This window comes from Psychrobacter sp. NPDC078929 (genome assembly GCF_050267985.1).
GTDB lineage: Bacteria > Pseudomonadota > Gammaproteobacteria > Pseudomonadales > Moraxellaceae > Psychrobacter.
Window position 1 is genome coordinate 150,104 of the sequence record NZ_JBNNFX010000001.1, and the last position, 20,139, is coordinate 170,242.

Sequence of the window (20,139 nt, forward strand, 5' to 3'; positions counted from 1 at the left end):
CCAACCAACCAAGCTACGTATCAATCTGTAATTCAGACTTGCAATCACTCTTTTCATTGGTTAAGATAAAACTATTCTGAAGTGTTGGCTAGTAGATGTTTATTCCCTGAGCCGATAATGCTTTACCAGGATGTGGTACCTATTGTCTCATTGTGTATGCCTGCACCGCTTGCGGTGTATCAGGAAACCTGCAGAGATGATGACGCATCCGCCCTGAACTTCACGGTTCATGGGTCACCATCTTACAGCGGCACTTCGGTTGTTTCATTCGGTTTGTACGTATATTCTTTATAAAAATATATTTCCTATAAATAGTATGCTTACTACCACTAAAAAGCCCCTTTCGTCATCGACGAGAGGGGCTTTTTTTATGCTTATGATTTAACTAAATAGTTATTCGTCATTAGCAGACTTGGTAATTTTCTTGACATCTTTAGGGATGTTTTTGGCAGTACCATCAACCGTAGTATGCTGTTTAAACACATCACCAAATGGGTTTTGCTGCTGTTGACCAAATGGATTTTGACCATTCATGCCACCTGCGCCACCGAACGGGTTTTGACCACCCATGCCACCAGCACCGCCAAATGGATTTTGACCACCACCCATTTGACCGCCCATCTGCTTGGCCATCATTTCCATCATTTTTTGCTGATTATTCATGACGTAATTATTGGCCAAGTCTTTTAGCTTTTTTTGCACAGGTGGCAATACTACCAACAGCGCCATCAAATCACTAAGCACCCCAGGAATAAGCAATAAAATACCTGCAGCTGCCATCGCGATACTCTTAATCATCGTGGTCTCTGGCGGACGCATCGCAGGGTTCATCATGCCACCAGCTTTCATTTGCTGTGCCATTGGATTAAGAGCAGCCATGCCTTTGCGCATCAAAGAGATACCGATAACTGCGGCGATAATAAACCACATAAACACCCACCAGCCGCTCATAAACTGAGCAAGCAAATACCACAGTAGCATCTCGATAATAAACCAAACGATGGCTATACCAACTATCTGACCCATAAAGTGTCGTCCTATAAAATAAAAACCAATAAATTGAGCGCCATGAAAATTAAAATGGCTAACATATGATGTATATGGGGATTGGTTGCTATACTATCAAACTTAAGGCTAATTTTTAAGCCATATAGTCGGTACGATATAATTTGGCTACAAGAAAGACAAACGTCAGTGCTACTAGCAGTAGGCTAAGCGAGTCTGACTCCATATCCGATTTCTATAGGACTGAATATAAAATGACAGGTAAGCAAGACGGAATATTATGGCAATTATTATAGGAATTGATCCAGGGTCACGCATGACCGGTTACGGAATAGTACAGCAGACAGGTGACAAGCTGACCTATATCGATGCAGGGACGATTCGTACAGATACCAAAGAGATGCCTGAACGCCTCAAGCGTATCTTCAATGGACTAACCCGTATCACACAGCATCATTTAAAATACGCAGACGAGCCTATCTATACAGCGATTGAGCAAGTATTTATGGCAGAAAACCCTGATTCTGCACTTAAGCTTGGGCAAGCAAGAGGTGCCGCGATTGCAGCGATGGTTGCACTAGATTTAGAAGTGTCAGAATATACGGCTCGGCAGATCAAACAAGCCGTTTGTGGCTATGGAGCGGCAGCCAAAGAGCAAGTACAGGAGATGGTGTGCCGGATATTAGCGTTAGAAGTCGTGCCGCAACAAGATGCTGCCGATGGTCTTGCCTGCGCCATCTGTCATGCTCACTCAAGCCATTCAATGAACAAACTGATCTTGAATAGCGCCATGCGTGGTCGCGGCGCTTCCAAGAAGAAAGGCCGTTGGCGCTTGACCGAAGAAGATTTAGGTAACTTACGTTAAAGATCAGCGTTAAAATAGTGAGGCGTTAAGATAGCGAGGTGTTGCAGCAGAAAAGCGTCAAAATAGATAAACGGCAAAGTAGACATCCCATAAAAAACACGCGCTATTAGACGCGTGTTTTTTTATGACTATGAACATTTCAAATGTTCAAACTATAATAGGCTACTCTACAACTGCACTTTCAATGACAGCATCTAATATATAAGCATACTTTTCATCAGCAGTATCATCTTTAGTTGGTTCACTGATCTCTGATAATTCATCGATATGTAGTGGATAGCGTTGTAAGCGCAATACTTCTTCGTGTTTGCTATCATGCTGATAGCCATCGATTTCACCAACGAATACTCGCCACTGTCCTTCGTGAGTTTTAATGCCCTGATCATTATAAGTAATAGGCTTAACTTGTAAACACTGCTCAGAGTTACCTGCTTCGCAAGGTACTGTTTCGGAGTTTACTGCCCAAAACACCGTTTCACCCTTACTGTTATATTTCGCTTGTGCAGTAAGCCTACCATTCCAAACCAGAGTTACATCATCGTCGGTAAACTGGGTTAATACTGGATTATCGCCTTGATCAATTTTGAACTCATTACTGCCCTGCATCAACGTATTCAAGGTGTTTTCTGCCATATCTAGCTCGCCACAAGACATCTTTGTACTCATACCTTCTTCAGTGGTTACGGTATGCCCTTTTAGCTGATAGCCAGCACTAATCGTATTGCAGCCTACGCTATAGCTTAGCGTGTCTTGCCCTTGATACTGGTTAAATGCAAGCGTTACCTGACTGTTGATATTCGCAAATTCAGCCATAGGTTGTTCATTGGCGTCGACTGCGTTTACTAACGTCCAGCGATGATGAGATAAGGTGGTCGTCAGCTTGTCTTGAGTGGTTAATTCAACAGGTTTAGATTCGTCTGATGTAGGGCTCATACTAGATACCAGACCTTCACTTACGGCTGAGTCTGTCATCTCGCCAGCTTCAGCACCCTGCGATGTATCATTTTCGCTAGACGCCGCGTCTTTTTGACACGCACTTAGCATCAGACTAACTGCCATCATACTGGGTAATAGCAGTAATTTTAACGTTGGCTTATTTCGGCTACCTACCATATTACATACCTCTTAGTAAGCTTGTACAACTTATCTCGCGTACCATCTATATTTTAAAAAAACTATTCCTCTTAAATGAACAATTTAAAAACATAACTAATATAACTAAGCTAGATTAACCACTATAACCTTGGCACTATTAACCTATGTAACGAAATGTTGAATTTTATTATATTCCATAAAAAAACAGCTAACGATTGAGGTTAGCTGTTTTGCTTTATAGCGATCAATTTACCAAATGGGTTAATAGATAAATTTTATGATTTAAACTATTTTTCTAGAACCTTTTAGTCATTCACACTGGCAGGTTTGGCTTTAGCCATATTCTTAATACTGAAGCGTTCATTCATTTTTTGATAAAAACGGGCTAGGTTTTCGCCTTGTTCATTAGGATTAATTTTCAACACTTTACCAAAATCTAAGCTGAGATATAGCACGATATCCGCGAAGCTTAATTGCTCGCCTACTAGGTATTCGCGACCTTCTAATATCGTCTCAAAATACGCCATGGCTTTGACCGCACGAGCAATTGATGGTGCGACGAACTCGGGCACTTGCTCAACACGTTGTGCTTTAGATGGATGACTGTGCTGAAACGCGAGCATCAAGTTATACATCACCTCAAACTCTGCAACACGGCGCATAGAACAAACTTGGGCACGCTGTACCACATCATTACCCATGACCGAACGCTCACCGTAAACACGATCTAGATACTCACAAACTGCCTGCGAATCATTCAATACAGTACCATCATCTAAGGTCAAAACAGGTACGGTCTGCATCGGATTCATTTGCGTAAAGGCTTCTGACATTTGCTCATTTGCCGCAAAATCAATATCGATCACATCGACATCATCCATATCATCAACATCAATACCTTTTGAAGCCAATAGGATAAGCGCTTTACGTGGATTGGGCGCTGTACGGGTAATATATAGTTTTTTCATAGCAAACTCCTTGTAAGAATGATTAGACAGCGATTTGGCGCTGATACGCTTTATTATGGTTATTGTACTGATAAGCACAAATATTGATACGCTATACCACAGTTATAGCCTAATCGGGCCATCATGGCAAAGTGTTATTAATCATAAAGTAGAAATAAATAAAGCCCCATAACCTTGAGTCATGGGGCTTTATTTAATCACATTTATACATCAGTCTAATTATTTGTTTGGTGCAGGTGTGGTACGTAGATACGGCTTAATCTCTTTGTGACCTTTTGGATATTTTGCAGCGATATCTTCGTTTTTCACACTTGGTGGAATGATTACGTCATCACCATCTTTCCAGTCTACAGGTGTTGCAACGTTATACTCATCCGACAACTGTAGTGCGTCAATTACACGGATAATTTCATCAAAGTTACGGCCACAGCTAGCAGGATATGTCAGCGTTAGACGCACCTTTTTATTTGGATCAATAATAAAAACGCTGCGTACCGTATGCGTGCTATCTGCATTAGGATGCATCATGTCATATAATTCAGCCACTTCTTTGTTAGGATCAGCGATGATTGGAAAGTTCATCTCTGTCCCTTGCGTCTCACCGATATCACTCGCCCACGCTTTATGGTCCTCTAAGCTATCGACAGAGATACAAATCGGTTTTACATTGCGCTTTTGAAACTCGCCATTGAGTGCTGCTGCACGACCAAGCTCAGTGGTACATACTGGGGTAAAGTCTGATGGATGTGAGAAAAAAACCACCCAATGATCGCCTGCCCACTCGTGGAAATTAATATCGCCTTCTGTGGTCGCAGCGTCAAAGTTTGGTGCGGTATCGCCTAAACGTAAATGTGCCATGCTTTATTCCTTAGCTATGTTGATGAACGCTTGTATCGACCCGTTGGCCGCGCGCTCTATTATTATCATCGATGTGCTCGCCATAAAAATGCAAAGCACATCCGTAAAAACTGACTTTATAGTAACAAACTGGTTATGAATGTCTTGTGACGGATTGTAATGCGGTTATTCCATTTACCTCTAAGCTGATGGACAAATCTTTTAATGAATTTTATGGACAAGTAGCTTTGATAAATAATTAAACCACCATACCTGCATCCCATAAGCAAAATTCGCACCATAATCATACTTAACTTTATAACTGCACACAAAAAAGCCCATTCCTAGCGTACTAGAAATAGGCTAACTTGCAAACTACTATTGTTCAGTATTATTTCAAAATATCTATTTGGATAAGGATACTTTTCATATACTGAGTCAACATAAATTAAGCTGGCTTATAGCTATCACGCAAGCTAACGATTTGGTTAAATACTGGCTTATCAGTGCTGTGATCTTCGCTATCAGAGATGAAGTAACCTTCACGCTCAAACTGGAAACGCGTGCCAGCATCTGCATTGACCAAAGATGGCTCAACCACTGCATTTAGCTCAGTGAGCGAGTTCGGGTTTAGCGCTTGATAAACATCAGCAACGCTACTTGGATCCTCAGCACTGAATAGCTGCTCATACATACGTACCGTCGCTGGCACACCTTGACTGGCTGATACCCAATGAATCACGCCTTTGACTTTACGCCCTTCAGGGTTATTGCCCAAAGTAGCAGGGTCAATCGTCGCTTTTAGTTCAACGACATTGCCACTTTCATCAGTGATATGCTCAGTGACGGCTAGTACGTAGGTGTTACGCAGACGAATCTCTGGCTTTTCTGGAGAGAGACGCTTGTAGCCTGCTGGCGGTTCAATCTCGTAATCACCTTGATCGATGTATAGCGTCTCGGTAAATGGAATCTCACGCTCACCCATATCCACGTTAGGATGGTTTGGCTGAGTCAACCAAAGCGTCTGAGTCGCATCGTCAAAACGTGCATTAACGCTATCGGCTTTTTGTGACTCCCAACTGCTTACCGCCTCGCTAAAGTTAGTGATCGTCACTTTCAATGGCTTTAGGACTGCCATACCGCGACCAGTAGTTGTCTCTAACGATTGACGAACACTAAACTCTAGTAAACGGAAATCAACCACACTATCCGCTTTGGTCACACCCACACGCTCACAAAAATCGCGCAAGCCCTCTGGCGTATAACCACGGCGGCGCATACCAGCGACGGTCGGCATACGGGGATCGTCCCAACCGCTTACGATACCTTCATCTACCAGTTGTTTTAGCTTACGCTTACTGGTCAATGTATGATCAACGTTTAAGCGGCTAAACTCGTACTGATGTGGTGGTACGTCAAAGCCGATTTTTTCGATGACCCAATCATAGAATGGACGGTGATCTTCAAACTCAAGCGTACATAATGAATGGGTAATTCCTTCTAACGCATCCGAGAGTGGATGAGCAAAGTCATACATCGGATAGATGCACCATTTATCACCAGTCTGATGATGCGCTTGATGCATCACGCGATAGATGACAGGATCACGTAGGTTCATATTTGGGCTGGCCATATCAATCTTGGCGCGCAAAATAGCCTTACCCTCAGCGTATTTACCGTCTTTCATATCGTTGAAAAGCGCTAGGTTTTCTTCAACACTGGCATCACGATATGGTGAAGGCGTTCCCGCTTCATTGAATGAACCACGGTTTTCTTTGATTTGTTCAGGGGTTTGCAAATCAACATAAGCGTCGCCTTGCTCAATCAACTGGATTGCCCATGCATGCAACTGATCGAAATAACCTGAGGCATGATGCGCCTCGCCTGGCCACTCAAAACCTAACCACTGCACATCGTTCTTAATATTGTCGATGTAATCTTGCTTTTCAGCAGTTGGGTTGGTGTCATCAAAACGCAGATTGCACACACCGCCGAACTCTTTGGCCACACCAAAGTTTAAGCAGATAGATTTTACGTGGCCTAAATGCAAGTATCCATTTGGCTCAGGCGGAAAGCGCGTTACAATTTGCTGATATTTTTGCGCATTGACATCGTCACGAATGATATTACGAATAAAATCGTTTTTTGGTTCATCTTTTTGTGCATTGTTGCTTGAGTGATCACTCATCGGGCATTGCTCCTAACGCAAATTGTCAGTTCATGGTGCGTGCCATCACGCATCACGAAACGTTTAAACTAAAGTGTTAAAATAAAACGAGAATATTAAAACTTAGATAGTGCGACCGCATTATCAAAATTTTTCAAAAATGGGTAAAGTTGCGTTATTCTATCAGGTTTCGCAAACGCATTAACAGCCTGATACATGACACGGGATAAAAAAGCCGTTAGACTACCCGTAACTTTTTAATCACTAATTTTTAACCACCACTTGACAGCGTCATTTAAGGCGCTGCAACAAAAAAGGAATATCCCATGGTAGACATGCCACCAGTAGTAGAACTAGAAACCAATATGGGTGCGATCGTTATCGAACTCAACGAAGAAAAAGCACCAAAAACTGTAGAAAACTTTTTGAACTACGTAAAATCTGGTCAGTATGACGGTACAATTTTCCATCGCATCATTGATGGTTTCATGATTCAAGGCGGCGGAATGGACGCTGAGATGAATGAAAAACCAACCAATGCGCCTATCGAAAACGAAGCGGACAATGGTCTAAAAAATGACAAAGGTACTATCGCAATGGCGCGTACCCAAGATCCGCATTCAGCGACTAGCCAGTTCTTCATCAACGTAAAAGACAACGACTTCCTAAACCACTCTGGCAAAAACATGCAAGGTTGGGGTTACACCGTATTTGGTAAAGTAACAAGCGGTATGGACGTTATCGAGAAAATGCGCAGCGTACCAACTGGTCGTTTCGGCATGCATGCTGATGTGCCAAAAGAGCCAGTTGTTATCAACTCAGCAACCATCATTACTCAGTAGTAGTTATTTAATAGCAGCTAGTCAGTAATATTTACTTAGCGATAGCTGTGAATGAGCGAGCACTTTCTAGTAGAATTTACTAAGTCATGCTCGCCATACGATAAGTCACGAGGACCAAGATAAATGCAAAGTTTTAATCACTTAATCACGACCCGCCCTCATCAAGTGCGGCAAGTATTGATTAGCGATTTGCATTTATCGCCTCAGGAGCCTGCCTTAGTGCAGGCTTTTTTGGCGCTATTAGATGACTGTCTCGCCCTGCCAGCGCTCAAACGCCTCTTTATATTGGGTGATTGGTTTGAGGTGTGGCTAGGTGATGATACGTATCTGTCCCTATCGAAAGAGAAGGAGTCAGGAGATGAGCAGAAAAAACATTGGCTAACTCCGCTCATAGCTAAACTCAAGCAGCTACGTATCAATGGCTGTGAGATATTGGTTATGCACGGTAACCGTGATTTTTTATTGGGTCAGCCGTTTTGTAATCTGTTCGGTGGAGAGCTTATCAACGAGCCATATATTTTGCCTGTTGGTCAGCAGAACTACCGCTTAGAACACGGTGACGCACTATGTACTGATGATAAGAAATATCAGTTCTTTCGCAAAATTATGCGCAACCGTTTAACTCAGTGGTATTTGCTTAATAAGTCATTAGAAAAACGCTTAGTCATCGCAGAAAACATGCGTAAAAGAAGCCAGCAGAATAATGCGAACAAAGCTGCGCATATCATGGATGTGAATGATAAAGCTGTACGTCAGGCCATCACTACTAGCGATGCATTATTACACGGACATACTCATCGTCCAGACATTCATCAGGTAACTAATGATAAAAAGCGCTACGTGCTTGGCGACTGGCGATTGTTAGATAAAGACACTCGCCAGCCGAAAGTCAGTGCCGTGATTGGTGCAGTTACAGATGACGAGCATTCAAATGACGGTTTTAGTAGTAATGATTTAAGCAGTAATGATGCTGAGTTTGGATTATTTGAGTTTACAATGTTTGTTTGACTTGATCGTTGAATCTATCTAAAAAACAAAAAGGGTCTGTTGAAATATCAACAGACCCTTTTTATTTTTTACCACAATTCTTTCATTACACTTTTAAATAGCTCATCGCTTGCTAGCTATTTAAGGTATTAGCTTAAAGAAATGCTGACGGTAATGCTTTAGCTCACGGATAGAGTCACGAATATCGTCTAAGGCTAAATGACTGCCACCTTTTTCGAAGTTCTTTAAGATATCAGGACGCCAGCGGAAACAAAGCTCTTTAATTGATGACACGTCAAGATTACGATAATGGAAGAAACGCTCAAGCTCTGGCATTTGACGCGCCATAAATCGACGATCTTGGCAGATAGAATTACCACACATTGGCGACTTACCACTATCGACCCATTTGTTTAGGAACTTGATGGTCTCCGCTTCGGCTTCTGCCAATGTCACCGTACTACGACGTACACGATCGACCAATCCTGACTGACCATGCTGCTTGGTATTCCAGTCATCCATCTTATTTAAGACTTGATCTGATACTTTGATAGCAAACACAGGCCCTTCAGCAAGTACATTCAAATCTTCGTCAGTAACGACAGTAGCAATCTCGATAATCTCATCGTTTAAGGTATCAAGTCCGGTCATTTCTAAATCAATCCACACCAGCCCTTTTTTGCCTTGATTTTTGATTTTAATCTTATTGGGATGGTCACCGGTAGTCATACAATATCCTATGGTCATTAAATTTTGGGACAGTTTTAAACATAATTTAAAAAACGTATTGCGGTTGAATACTCATATTCAGGCAGGTTTGTCATGCACTGATTGATTCAAAAAATCTAGCAAGCAGCTAAAATATTACAAAACCACTGTCTGCCGCAGACGCTTTAGGCTGTATGTTAGCAAATTTTCACGCTACACTTAGCAATATTTTTATAATAGGTCAAAAACCCATGGCATTAATCCGGCAACGCAAACTGACTAAACAACAGATTCGTCGCATCGACAAGCAGCAACTGTCCAATCAAGATAGTATTGATGACAGTTTGATGGATGGCGTGGTCATGGCGCATTACGGTAAGCAACTAGAAGTACAAGTCACTAGCCTGCCAGCTGTCATACCTGAGCAGCCAGAGATTGCACCTGATGATCCTGAGCCGTTTTGGCAAACGCTTGAATTGAATGATATTTGGCGCTGTCATGTGCGTACCAATCTACCGATGCTAGCTGCTGGCGATCAAGTGCGCTGGAATGCCGACTCTAATACTGGCTTTGGTCGTATCGAAGCGGTCAAACCGCGTACATCGCTGGTCTCTCGTCCTGACCGCTATCACAAGCTCAAGCCTGTTGCCGCCAATGTCGATATTCTGGCGATTGTTTTTGCGCCATTGCCTGCCGCCGCGCCAACGCTGATCGATCGCTATCTCGTGGTATGCCATCATGCAGGTGTCAAACCACTATTGGTACTCAACAAAGCCGATTTATTAGCAGAAGAGAACGGCGTGGACACCAATGAACTATTGGCACAATATGCCGCGCTCGGTTATGAAAGCGTTCTAACTTCGGTCGATTGCCCTGAAAACATCGCTGAGAGCGATGAGCAAGAAGGCCTTGATGAACTAAAACGCTATATAGATAAAAAGCTGGTCATCTTCGCGGGTCAATCTGGCGTCGGCAAAAGCAGTCTAATCAATGCCCTTTTGCCTGACTCTGGACAGAGCGTCAATATCATCTCGCAAAACTCTAAGCTTGGTCAGCATACTACGACGACCAGTCGACTGTTGCCATTCAATCCAGAAGATCTCACTCAAGGCGGTATCGTTGATACACCAGGGATTCGTGAATATGGCATTTGGCACCTTACTCCTGATGATATTATTTCAGGCTTCGTTGAGCTAGCACCATTGGCCAGCGGTTGCCAATTCCGTGACTGTCGCCATACTCACAACAGCAAAGGCTGTGCACTATGGCAAGCCGTAGCTGATGGTGAAGTATTGCAGCGCCGCGTTGAAAATCTCGTCACGCTACGAGAAGAGGCAGATACGAAGCCTTATTAGTATTTGGCTTGTTACTGTTCGTTTTAATTAAACACGGTCTTGTGAGTAGATATTTTTATTAGGCTGAGAAGATCCATAGATAGGTGCAATAACCGCCCAATTATTGCCTATGTCATCGCCCGTTTACTATAGATGGCCTTATCGGTATAATAGCGCCTTGTTCATTATCATTGGGCTGTCTTCTCAGCTTAATAGAACACTTATTTTTTTGGAGGTATGGTTTGGATCGTGCGCTGGAATTTGTGGGCAACCACCCGTTTTTATTTGGTATATTAGCCGTACTTGCTATACTGTTTTTTACGATTGAAAACAAACGTAGCGGTAGAAAAATATCGCCTAACACGCTTGGCATGATGGTCAATTCTCAAAACGCGCAGCTTATCGATATTCGCGCTAAGAAGAAGTTTGAATCAGGCTATATTCAAGGCAGCCGCAACATACCATTCACTGACCTCAAAGACCGCTTAGAAGAGATTCGCGCGATTGAGCAGCCGGTGATTATCATCTGCGACATGGGCGTCCAAGCAGGCGCTGCGATTCAGATGATTGGTAAAGATAGTGTCTATCGCTTAGAGGGCGGTATTGGCGGCTGGCAAGGCGCTGGCATGCCGTTGGTTGGTGTAAAAGACGCCAAAGCAAAGGCTAAAGGTAAAACAAAACCAAGTCTAAGCAAGTAATAGATCTGTATAGGCGCTTAAGTGAAGCGTTTATACACATCGCTTAGCCCATGTTTGTGTGACCTGACTGACGTTATCAGCGCTACCAACGCTATAAAGAAGACACCTTTTTATTGGGTGTCTTTTTTTGTGGTTTATTTTTTATGTTCTATTTATCATGTTTTATAGCACTAAAATACGTTTTGAGCCAAAACGGCTTGAATTTGTCATGCTCATCCCCACTTTAGTAATGAGCATCACCGAATGCATTTTTACTTTACTCATTGATAACAGACTATACCAACGCTTAGACTATGATAATTTATCATGCTTTTTATAATACGTTTGTTATCCCATAAATTTATAAATAAGGATTTACCATGACTGTATCTGTGAAAGTTTACACTACCCCTATCTGCCCATACTGCTCAAACGCCAAACAACTACTAAAAACCAAAGGTGTTGATTATGAAGAAATCGGCATGCACGATATGAGCAGCGAAGAGCGTCAAGCGTTGATGAAAAAAACCAATAATTACCGCACTGTGCCGCAAATCTTCGTTGGTGAAACTTTCGTCGGTGGTTTTGATGAGCTCAACCAAATGAACCAGCAAGGCAAACTTGACGAGCTATTGGCAGGTTAATCTGCTACCTTTCTTTACTGTCTGTCTTTACTTATGTAAAGACAGACAGTGGCAGGTTTTAATAGAGCAGTAAGAAGTAACGATAAAAAATATCGAGACAATACCAAAAAATAGTCTCGATTTATATTACAATGAACTTTTATTAAAATGACGATTTGCCCAATCATTTGATTTAATTTTAGAGGATTTACCATGGCTGAAGAACAAGCACAACCACAATTGGCACTAGAACGCATCTACGTAAAAGACATGTCACTTGAAGTCCCAGGCGCTAGCGTATTTACCAAAGAGTGGAACCCAGAGCTTGATATCAATTTGTCTAGCAACGCTGAAAAATTAGATGACGATCATTATCAAATCATCCTAACTGTGAGCGTTACTGCCAAAAATGCGGAAGAAGCAGCATTTATCGCTGAAGTGCATCAAGCAGGTATCTTCTTACTAAAAGACATTCCAGAAGATCAAATCGGTCAAATCCTAGGCGCATACTGCCCTAACGTGTTGTTCCCATATGCTCGTGAAGTCATCAGTGACATCGTGACGCGTGGTAGCTTCCCACAATTGCTACTAGCACCTGTGAACTTTGATCAAGCGTATGCACAGAGTCAGCAGCAAGCACAAGTTGATGCTCAAGGTAATGCTTAAGCGCTAACCAAAAATATATGAGCTCTACCAGTCGTATATTTGATAAAGGGCCGTTTACTTATAATGAGTAAGCGGTTTTTTTGTGTGTGTTCTCATAAGGCATAAAAAAACCCTGCTATTAAACAGGGTCTTCAACGACTACATCGACTGGCTAAATCAATTAGCTAATATCGAACATTAGCCTTTTAGTGCAGATAGGATTTGCTGCTTAACGTCATCGATACCTTGCGTACCATCAAACTTATCATAGTTAGGCGCATCATCGCCTTCTTTAGCTTTGTCTTGGTAAAAACCAACCAATGCTGACGTTTGCTCATGATAAGTAGATAGACGGTCACGGATAGTCGCTTCTTGGTCATCTTCACGCTGGATAAGCGCTTCACCAGTGACGTCATCGATGCCTTCAACCTTTGGTGGATTGTGATCGACATGATAAACACGACCTGAACCTGGATGCTGACGACGGCCAGACAAGCGGCTCACGATTTCGTCATCAGGTACACTGATTTCGATAACATGGTCAATAGCAACATCAGCGTCTGCAAGTGCTTGCGCTTGAGGAATAGTGCGCGGGAAACCATCTAGGATACAACCATTCACACAATCAGGCTTAGCGATACGCTCTTTCACTAGGTTGATAATGAGGTCATCAGAAACCAAACCACCAGCATTCATGATATCTTTGGCTTTTTTGCCAAGCTCGCTACCTTCTTTAATTGCTGCACGTAGCATGTCGCCAGTTGAGATCTGTGGAATATCATATTCTTTAGAAATAAACTGGGCTTGGGTACCTTTACCGGCGCCTGGTGGTCCTAGTAAAATAATACGCATCATTACACGACTCTCCTTAATAGATAGGATTTTGGGATTAATAAAACTCTGGGATTAGTTGTTTGCAAAGCTACCTTACCTTGTGGCCCTGCAAAGCTCAAGTATTTTCATTATTGATGTGACAAGTTGGCATGACTTATCTGTTCATACATGGTCAATTCAAGATAAAAAGCAGCAGTATTGACTGCGTTTGGAGTGCCCATTTATATATCTGGGTTACCTTTATATCTCTTTTAATCAAGTCAATCATAACACTGCTGCTCGCGTCCATACTGAGCAACAGCGTCTATATAATAAATACCATTAGCGTCCAGTATTTATATTACTACTATGGCTATGGAACTTGCTGATTTATTTCCACGTTGACCTGATTTTGTTCTGCGCTGATAACCACGGGATTACCCGAGAGGTCGCCTGACTCTGCGGTAGCATTGCCACTATGACTGATACGAGCGATGACCGCTAGCTGTACTTTATCAGAACGAGCCGACCCTAGGGTACGCTCTGGCATCATAGCATCAAGATCACTTAGGCTAATAACCGCTTCGCCTTGTTTGATATTGCTAATCGGTAGACGCTTAGCCGCAAATGGTGGACCACCTTTCACGTCACGTATCGCTACAAACAGCGTATCGTCAGCTTTTACCAATGGTAACAGACTAGCATTTATTTTGACTGTCACTTCGACGCCTTCAGAGGCTTGCTGTTGCTGCATCACCACATTAGCGCTAAGCTCATCTAGACTTGATAGCGCTTGCGTATGATCACCTGGTTTGGCCGCGATACTGTCACGCAGACGTTTAATCCAGCCTTGCGCTTGATCGAAGTTGCTAGCACGTGCCTCACCCATCGCCATAAGCATTTGTGCGCCCTCATGCTCTGGGTTTTTGGCCAGTATGTTTTCTAACACTCGGCGGCTATTGGCATCTAACTGACCCTTATTAGCAAAGAAACTAATCTGCGCATAAGTGGTCGCAATTTCTTCGTTATCAGGTGATAGACGATAAGCGCGCGACAAAGCCTCTAATGCCGAATCAGTCGCCTCTAATGACAAGAACAGCTCTGATAGGCGCATCCAGCGATTGTAGTCACTGGCATGACGATAGACGTTAGTCTGCATGGCACTAATCAGCTGATTACCATCTTCAATTGCCCAAGCCGGTGGCTGATCGATTCTACCTGTTAATAGATCGTCTGCCACTTGACCGACTTTGTCCTCAGCAGCCCATAGCTCAAATACAGGTGTGCGATCACCGACCATCAGATATGCCATGGCCGTTAATACAGGCACCCAAACCATAATAATCAATCGGCTTTTGATACCTGGCGTGACCATTGGTGACACTTCACGCTGAGCATCCAAAAGCTGACGTTCAAGCTCAAGCTTCTGGTTTTGATAGTGATGGTCATCAATGATACCACTGTCTTTGTCTGTTTTCAGCTCTGCTAGTCGCTCACGAAACACAGCAACGTTGATATCCAGCAGTTGATTGTCCACAGGCATGCTATGCGAACGCGGTGCTCTTAACCACGGCTTAATGGTGATAACACCCAATAAAAGAGCGACAAGTAAACTTAGCGCAATAAATAAGCCAACAGTAGAAAATATGGTCATTTTTTGCCCCCAAGGCTTGTAGTGTCGTCTTTGTCATCGTTATTGGCTCGTGACAATAAGCGATCAAGTTCTGCTTTTTCAGCGGCAGACAACGCTTTGACATGGTTGTCTACTGCTACACCACTCTCACCGCTGGCAACAAGCTGACGGCGTTTACTTTGCCAAAACCAACCGACCAATAAAACGATCAATAATAACGGTGGGAAAAACCATAAAATCCATGTTGAAGGACGTACTGGCGGCTTATAACTGATAAAGTCGCCATAACGCTCTTGCATATAGGCTCGAATCTCGCCGTCGCTACGCCCATCTTTTATCAAATCATAGGTTTTTTGCTTTAAGTCTTGCGCAATTGGCGCATCAGACCCCGCCAAGTTCTGGTTTTGACATTTCGGGCAGCGCAGCTCTTCGATGAGACCGCGATACTGGGCTTCTTGTTGCACAGAATCAAAATCGTAGACATCAATGGCAGCAAAGCTTGCCATACTCAATAGACAAGCGATAAACAAGCTTGCTAACTTTATGGTCGCCTTTCTTATTTGGTAGGCTATCATTTGCACGCCTCCGCAACTTGGCTAGGATCTGGACTGACCCCATTATTACTAGCGTCATTGAGTACCATTAAGCAAGGAGTAATACGGTCTTGCCAGTTGGCTTCATTAATCTCACCAATAATATGCTGACGAATAATGCCATCACCATCGACGATGAAAGTCTCAGGCGCACCAGTCAGACCTAAGTCAAGAGCGAACTGTCCTGACAAGTCCTGAATAGACATAGAGAACGGGTCGCCACCGCGATTCAGATACCCTAACGCATCACCAATATCATCTTTGTAGTTTACGCCCACTAAGTTAACACCGCGCTCTTCTAGCTTCATCAAAAAAGGATGCTCAATGATACAAGTTGGACACCAAGAGCCCCAAATATTCATGAGGAATGGCTTATCTGGCAAGTTGTCATTGGTCATAATACGACTGGTATCTGATAACAATGGCAACTCAAAAGCAGGTACTGGACGCTCAAGCGCTGTATTGGTTACGATATCAGTCGGTTTACCCAAACGCATATAGAGCATGGCGACCAAACCAATAAAGATAACCAGCGGAATCAAAAACCCAATTTTAAGTTTTTTCTTACTTTTTACTTTATTGCTGCTCGCAACTTTAGGGTCTTTGACAGCCTCTTGCTGAGCTTTTCTATCAGGTTCATTGTTTGAGGTAGTCATATTAACGCTCCCCTATCTTTGTAGCTGACGTATCCAAATCTGCAACCGTCGCAAAGCCTGATTTTTTGGCCGCGATTTGCGCAGGTGTTTTGGTTTTTTTGATACGGTAACGATTGTCTAGCATGCTGAGCAAGGCACCGAACGCCATGATAAGCGCACCCAACCATATCCAGCGGATAAGCGGTTTGACATAGATACGGAAAGCCCATTCATTGCTATCTTCAGCAATCGGCTCACCAAGTGCTACGTAGACATCGCGCATCAAATTGGCATCAATCGCAGCCTCTGTCATCGGCATCATACTGATAATATAGTTACGCTTTTCGGGATATAACGTGGTCACTTCTTGACCGTCTTTACTGACTGTTACTTCTGCTTGCGTAGCGTCAAAGTTACTGCCTTTTACTTCGCTAAAATCTTTTACCGTAAAGTCATAGCCTTGCACATTGACACTATCATTAGGCCCTAATGCCACATCACGCTCAATACTCAACGTAGTGGTAAATGCCACGCCGATGACCGCAATGATGACACCAATATGAGCAGTTTGCTGACCCCAGTAGCTCAGACGCAACTGACGTAAACCGTTTAAGCGACTTGGTGCGTTTTTGGTCTTGTCTTTGAAATCGACAACCATCCATAGCAACACCCAAAAGCTCACAGCCAATGTGACACCGATATTTAGCATCGCCGACGGACTGGTGAAATAGGTAATAATGGCGGCCAATACCAAACTACTCACCGCAATGACCATGCCAGCACCCAATAACGGGCGGCTGTCTTGTTTCCAGCGGATATTAGAGCCCATACCCATCGCTACCAGTAGCAGCCATGTCAACGGCACAAATAGAGCGTTGAAATACGGAGGGCCAACAGATACCTGACCTAAGTTAAAGGCATCAGCAATAATAGGATATAGCGTACCAAGTAGTACGACTAAGGTTGAAATTAGAATGATAACGTTGTTAATCACTAGAAATGATTCACGTGAGATAAGTCGATACTGACTCTCGACCGTCAAACGCCAACCACGTACAGCAAACATCAACAGACCACCACCGACGATAATACCGAGAATGACTAGAATCACTAGACCACGCGTCGGATCAGCGGCAAATGAATGCACTGAGGTGATGACACCTGAACGTACTAAGAACGTACCAAGCAGACTAAGCGCAAAAGCAAAGATTGCGAGCATAATAGTCCATGCTTTAAATACACCGCGTTTTTCGGTGACAGCAAGTGAATGCAGTAGCGCTGTTCCTGCCAACCATGGCATCAATGAGGCGTTCTCTACTGGATCCCAGAACCACCAACCGCCCCAGCCAAGCTCATAATAAGCCCACCATGAGCCAAGCGCGATACCGACTGTTAAGAACCCCCAAGCCGCCAATGCCCATGGACGCGACCAGCGTGTCCATACCGCATCCAAACGCCCTTCCCACAATGCTGCCATACAAAACGCAAATGGCACAACCATACCCACATAGCCCATATAAAGCATCGGTGGGTGAATGATCAGACCAAAATCTTGCAATACAGGGTTTAGATCCGCGCCATCAACAGGTAGATTTGGCAATGTGCGATCAAATGGCGATGAGGTAAAGATAAGCATCGCCAGCATCATCATCTGCACGCCTGCCAATATCACCAGCACTCGCGCACGCATAGACAACGGCAACCCACGACTGAAGTAAGAGACCAGCGCACACCAAGTGGCCATGATGGTCATCCAAAGCAACAGTGAGCCTTCATGCCCGCCCCATGTCGCCGACAGCTTGTAGTACCAAGGCAGCAATGTATTGGAATGCTGAGTGACATAGACGAGACTAAAGTCGTTGTAATAAAAGCCTGCCATCAGCGCTGCAAATGAGGTAATCATTGCCGCAAATTGCGCCCATGCTAGACTTGGCGCCAAACGCTGCCAAGCGACGTGGTCACGCATGACGCCAATGGTTGGTAGTACCACCTGCAAAATCGCCAATATAAAAGCGGCCAGCAAGGCAAAATAACCCAATTCTGTGATTAACATACGGTCTAACCTTGTTTACCTTGGATACAATTAAGGGTTCACCGATGGCATTGCTAGCCACTGGCAAACGCTAATAGTCCTTTATGCGGTCATAGTTTACGGTTAAAAACTGAGGTTTCAATTGCTGTAGAAGCACATAAAACCCGCTACTATCATTGTGACGTACCAATATGAATGATTGATACAAAATGCTTATCTGTTGTTAATTTTACATTTTTTAGTTATTCAAAGCTTATTCAATACAGCCGTTCATGACTAATTAAAAATACTTATTGATGCATTATTGCATCGAGGGGAAAAATACTAACACTAAATGCAACCAACCTGCTAGAAAACCAGTCAAACCGCCCAAAACAATCAACGTCATCTCATCCTCGCGGAAAGCTGGACGTAACAGATTTTGAAACTCATTTGGCGTGAGCGCACGTATTCTATCGCGAAACAGACCAAATATTTTACTGGCTCGGCTTTCATTTAGCTCAGGATCTCGCAGTGGTACCATCGTCGCGACAATAGATTTGTCGATAATGGTATTTTTGAGTTGTCCATAATCACGGCGACCCAACCCCACACGTAATGTCGTGCTAATCACTGGTGACTCTAGCACCGTATATAAATGTGACTTCATCAAATCACGCGTTTGCGCTGAGCGGTCACCATACATCATCTCATTCATGATGTTTTCTAGAGTGACCAAATCCTTTACCACAATTTCAGCAAAAACCTCAGAAACTTCCTCTTGGCGCTTCATAAAGCCGCCTTGTAAGCGATACTTTGCGATATGCGGTATGACGGGTTTGATAAATGGAAAGCGACTCTGCACCGTAAACAGCTTCAAATAAGGTATAAAGTGCGGCTCTACTGGATTAAACACCATCCAAATGGCAATCCAATTGGTGAGAAAACCCCAAATTGCGGCAAAGAACGGAACGGTCCAATGCTGCGGCACCACCAAAAATATAAACATCTGGATAATACCAAATACCAGACCAATCAAAGCACTGATATGCCAGATAAAATCGATCTCTTTTTGGCCGACCTTTAAAAACATATTGACCATCAGGCGACGATCGTTTTCCATGGTATTGACAATCATTTTACGCATATCGACCAAGTCTTCGACATGATAAGTCAAATCTGTCACAAGCGACTGCATAATACTAGGGAGCTCTTTATGGGCTTGCGCATAGACACGACGCTTTAGGGCGTAAGGTAGATTACCCCATAATGCTGGCGAGTGATCCAGCATAATCTCATCAATCAATGGCTCAAGGTTTTTGTCTACCGTATCAGTGACAAATATCGCCATTTGCTCAGGCTCCATCGCCTTAAAAAACTCATCAAGTGAACCGAGTTTTGAGAGCGTCTGGTCAACGATAACCCCTGATATCTTGCCCGCTTTGCGCGGAACAATACCTTGCCAACCGATACCTGGCAGCCCAAAAAATGGGAAGTTAGGAATACGAATACCCCAAAACTTGACCGGATAGAACAGCATCTTGAGCGCCATCCACACATGTACCCAAGTGACGAATGCCGTCACTGGTGGGATGGTCAGCATGGCAAAGAACTCTGGGTGTTCAGCTATCGTCTGCCATAATGAATTTACGTCCATGACTTATCTAGTCCCTGACAGGTTGATTGTCGTTGCTAATATTG

General features: G+C 43.5%; 19 protein-coding genes and 1 other RNA gene. 8 read left to right on the forward strand and 12 right to left on the reverse strand.

Translation table 11 applies throughout. The annotated features are described in order from the left end of the window. Positions 1-70: 70 nt before the first annotated feature. Positions 71-266, forward strand: a non-coding RNA gene (ssrS, locus tag ACQKCG_RS00645) — 6S RNA. A gap of 127 nt (positions 267-393) precedes the next feature. On the opposite strand, the gene ACQKCG_RS00650 is transcribed toward ssrS, so the two are convergent. Next, on the reverse strand, positions 394-1,026 hold the full coding sequence (locus tag ACQKCG_RS00650) for an FxsA family protein (RefSeq protein WP_057760971.1): 633 nt from the start codon (positions 1,024-1,026) through the stop codon (positions 394-396). A 259-nt stretch (positions 1,027-1,285) separates the two neighbouring features. Here ACQKCG_RS00650 and ruvC point away from each other — a divergent pair, with 259 nt between their 5' ends. After that, complete coding sequence (gene ruvC / locus ACQKCG_RS00655) at positions 1,286-1,870, forward strand: crossover junction endodeoxyribonuclease RuvC (protein ID WP_057760973.1); 585 nt, start codon at positions 1,286-1,288, stop codon at positions 1,868-1,870. Between the two features lie 162 nt (positions 1,871-2,032). Here ruvC and ACQKCG_RS00660 read toward each other — a convergent pair whose 3' ends face one another. The 4 genes from ACQKCG_RS00660 to ACQKCG_RS00675 all read right to left on the reverse strand — a co-directional run bounded on the left by ACQKCG_RS00660 (position 2,033) and on the right by ACQKCG_RS00675 (position 6,958). Continuing rightward, entirely contained in the window at positions 2,033-2,983 is a 951-nt protein-coding gene (locus ACQKCG_RS00660) for an META domain-containing protein (protein ID WP_101206377.1), read from the reverse strand. A gap of 287 nt (positions 2,984-3,270) precedes the next feature. Then, the gene (locus ACQKCG_RS00665; RefSeq protein ID WP_101206376.1) at positions 3,271-3,933 is read right to left on the reverse strand and encodes a glutathione S-transferase family protein; all 663 of its coding nucleotides are present in this window, start codon (positions 3,931-3,933) and stop codon (positions 3,271-3,273) included. Between the two features lie 219 nt (positions 3,934-4,152). Beyond that, positions 4,153-4,791, reverse strand: coding sequence for a peroxiredoxin (locus ACQKCG_RS00670; RefSeq protein ID WP_101206375.1), 639 nt, complete (start codon positions 4,789-4,791; stop codon positions 4,153-4,155). Between the two features lie 427 nt (positions 4,792-5,218). Continuing rightward, positions 5,219-6,958, reverse strand: a complete 1,740-nt coding sequence (locus ACQKCG_RS00675) for a glutamine--tRNA ligase/YqeY domain fusion protein (RefSeq protein ID WP_101206374.1) — start codon at positions 6,956-6,958, stop codon at positions 5,219-5,221. Between the two features lie 305 nt (positions 6,959-7,263). On the opposite strand from ACQKCG_RS00675, the gene ACQKCG_RS00680 reads away from it, so the two are divergent. After that, positions 7,264-7,779 (forward strand): peptidylprolyl isomerase, encoded by a 516-nt coding sequence (locus tag ACQKCG_RS00680; protein WP_057760980.1) that lies wholly within the window; start codon positions 7,264-7,266, stop codon positions 7,777-7,779. Positions 7,780-7,902: 123 nt separating this feature from the next. Further along, positions 7,903-8,787: a UDP-2,3-diacylglucosamine diphosphatase gene (locus ACQKCG_RS00685; RefSeq protein WP_101206373.1), complete on the forward strand. Its 885-nt coding sequence runs from the start codon at positions 7,903-7,905 to the stop codon at positions 8,785-8,787. A gap of 120 nt (positions 8,788-8,907) precedes the next feature. On the opposite strand, the gene orn is transcribed toward ACQKCG_RS00685, so the two are convergent. Further along, on the reverse strand, positions 8,908-9,495 hold the full coding sequence (gene orn / locus ACQKCG_RS00690; RefSeq protein ID WP_057760984.1) for an oligoribonuclease: 588 nt from the start codon (positions 9,493-9,495) through the stop codon (positions 8,908-8,910). Positions 9,496-9,725: 230 nt separating this feature from the next. Here orn and rsgA point away from each other — a divergent pair, with 230 nt between their 5' ends. From rsgA to secB, 4 genes are all read left to right on the forward strand, one after another. Further along, complete coding sequence (gene rsgA / locus ACQKCG_RS00695; protein WP_101206372.1) at positions 9,726-10,829, forward strand: ribosome small subunit-dependent GTPase A; 1,104 nt, start codon at positions 9,726-9,728, stop codon at positions 10,827-10,829. A gap of 221 nt (positions 10,830-11,050) precedes the next feature. Continuing rightward, entirely contained in the window at positions 11,051-11,506 is a 456-nt protein-coding gene (locus ACQKCG_RS00700) for a rhodanese-like domain-containing protein (RefSeq protein ID WP_057760987.1), read from the forward strand. Between the two features lie 359 nt (positions 11,507-11,865). After that, the gene (gene grxC / locus ACQKCG_RS00705) at positions 11,866-12,129 is read left to right on the forward strand and encodes a glutaredoxin 3 (RefSeq protein WP_021813631.1); all 264 of its coding nucleotides are present in this window, start codon (positions 11,866-11,868) and stop codon (positions 12,127-12,129) included. A gap of 192 nt (positions 12,130-12,321) precedes the next feature. Continuing rightward, a complete protein-coding gene (gene secB, locus ACQKCG_RS00710; protein WP_057760989.1) occupies positions 12,322-12,774 on the forward strand; it encodes a protein-export chaperone SecB in 453 nt (150 codons plus the stop codon). A gap of 177 nt (positions 12,775-12,951) precedes the next feature. Here the strand turns inward: secB and adk are convergent, their stop codons facing one another. The 6 genes from adk to ACQKCG_RS00740 form a co-directional block, all read right to left on the reverse strand. Continuing rightward, the gene (gene adk, locus ACQKCG_RS00715) at positions 12,952-13,605 is read right to left on the reverse strand and encodes an adenylate kinase (RefSeq protein WP_180952604.1); all 654 of its coding nucleotides are present in this window, start codon (positions 13,603-13,605) and stop codon (positions 12,952-12,954) included. A 334-nt stretch (positions 13,606-13,939) separates the two neighbouring features. After that, complete coding sequence (gene ccmI / locus ACQKCG_RS00720) at positions 13,940-15,220, reverse strand: c-type cytochrome biogenesis protein CcmI (RefSeq protein WP_101206371.1); 1,281 nt, start codon at positions 15,218-15,220, stop codon at positions 13,940-13,942. Continuing rightward, positions 15,217-15,774 carry a cytochrome c-type biogenesis protein gene (locus ACQKCG_RS00725; protein WP_101206370.1) on the reverse strand — a complete coding sequence of 186 codons (558 nt, stop codon included), beginning with the start codon at positions 15,772-15,774 and terminating at the stop codon, positions 15,217-15,219. The genes ccmI and ACQKCG_RS00725 overlap by 4 nt, the downstream gene beginning before the upstream one ends. Further along, positions 15,771-16,448 carry a DsbE family thiol:disulfide interchange protein gene (locus tag ACQKCG_RS00730; protein WP_101206369.1) on the reverse strand — a complete coding sequence of 226 codons (678 nt, stop codon included), beginning with the start codon at positions 16,446-16,448 and terminating at the stop codon, positions 15,771-15,773. The genes ACQKCG_RS00725 and ACQKCG_RS00730 overlap by 4 nt, the downstream gene beginning before the upstream one ends. A 1-nt stretch (position 16,449) precedes the next feature. Beyond that, positions 16,450-18,480 carry a heme lyase CcmF/NrfE family subunit gene (locus tag ACQKCG_RS00735; RefSeq protein WP_101206368.1) on the reverse strand — a complete coding sequence of 677 codons (2,031 nt, stop codon included), beginning with the start codon at positions 18,478-18,480 and terminating at the stop codon, positions 16,450-16,452. Between the two features lie 280 nt (positions 18,481-18,760). Then, entirely contained in the window at positions 18,761-20,095 is a 1,335-nt protein-coding gene (locus ACQKCG_RS00740; protein WP_101206367.1) for a hypothetical protein, read from the reverse strand. Positions 20,096-20,139 lie beyond the last annotated feature (44 nt).

What these genes read in the sequence shown, in the direction of transcription:
- ccmI (WP_101206371.1), bottom strand. Translation starts at nt 15,220, where the DNA reads ATGACCATATTTTCTACTGTTGGCTTATTTATTGCGCTAAGTTTACTT.
- ACQKCG_RS00665 (WP_101206376.1), bottom strand. Translation starts at nt 3,933, where the DNA reads ATGAAAAAACTATATATTACCCGTACAGCGCCCAATCCACGTAAAGCG.
- ACQKCG_RS00685 (WP_101206373.1), top strand. Translation starts at nt 7,903, where the DNA reads ATGCAAAGTTTTAATCACTTAATCACGACCCGCCCTCATCAAGTGCGG.
- rsgA (WP_101206372.1), top strand. Translation starts at nt 9,726, where the DNA reads ATGGCATTAATCCGGCAACGCAAACTGACTAAACAACAGATTCGTCGC.
- ACQKCG_RS00740 (WP_101206367.1), bottom strand. Translation starts at nt 20,095, where the DNA reads ATGGACGTAAATTCATTATGGCAGACGATAGCTGAACACCCAGAGTTC.
- ACQKCG_RS00735 (WP_101206368.1), bottom strand. Translation starts at nt 18,480, where the DNA reads ATGTTAATCACAGAATTGGGTTATTTTGCCTTGCTGGCCGCTTTTATA.
- ACQKCG_RS00670 (WP_101206375.1), bottom strand. Translation starts at nt 4,791, where the DNA reads ATGGCACATTTACGTTTAGGCGATACCGCACCAAACTTTGACGCTGCG.
- ruvC (WP_057760973.1), top strand. Translation starts at nt 1,286, where the DNA reads ATGGCAATTATTATAGGAATTGATCCAGGGTCACGCATGACCGGTTAC.
- secB (WP_057760989.1), top strand. Translation starts at nt 12,322, where the DNA reads ATGGCTGAAGAACAAGCACAACCACAATTGGCACTAGAACGCATCTAC.
- ACQKCG_RS00730 (WP_101206369.1), bottom strand. Translation starts at nt 16,448, where the DNA reads ATGACTACCTCAAACAATGAACCTGATAGAAAAGCTCAGCAAGAGGCT.
- orn (WP_057760984.1), bottom strand. Translation starts at nt 9,495, where the DNA reads ATGACTACCGGTGACCATCCCAATAAGATTAAAATCAAAAATCAAGGC.
- grxC (WP_021813631.1), top strand. Translation starts at nt 11,866, where the DNA reads ATGACTGTATCTGTGAAAGTTTACACTACCCCTATCTGCCCATACTGC.
- ACQKCG_RS00680 (WP_057760980.1), top strand. Translation starts at nt 7,264, where the DNA reads ATGGTAGACATGCCACCAGTAGTAGAACTAGAAACCAATATGGGTGCG.
- ACQKCG_RS00675 (WP_101206374.1), bottom strand. Translation starts at nt 6,958, where the DNA reads ATGAGTGATCACTCAAGCAACAATGCACAAAAAGATGAACCAAAAAAC.
- ACQKCG_RS00725 (WP_101206370.1), bottom strand. Translation starts at nt 15,774, where the DNA reads ATGATAGCCTACCAAATAAGAAAGGCGACCATAAAGTTAGCAAGCTTG.
- ACQKCG_RS00660 (WP_101206377.1), bottom strand. Translation starts at nt 2,983, where the DNA reads ATGGTAGGTAGCCGAAATAAGCCAACGTTAAAATTACTGCTATTACCC.
- ACQKCG_RS00650 (WP_057760971.1), bottom strand. Translation starts at nt 1,026, where the DNA reads ATGGGTCAGATAGTTGGTATAGCCATCGTTTGGTTTATTATCGAGATG.
- adk (WP_180952604.1), bottom strand. Translation starts at nt 13,605, where the DNA reads ATGCGTATTATTTTACTAGGACCACCAGGCGCCGGTAAAGGTACCCAA.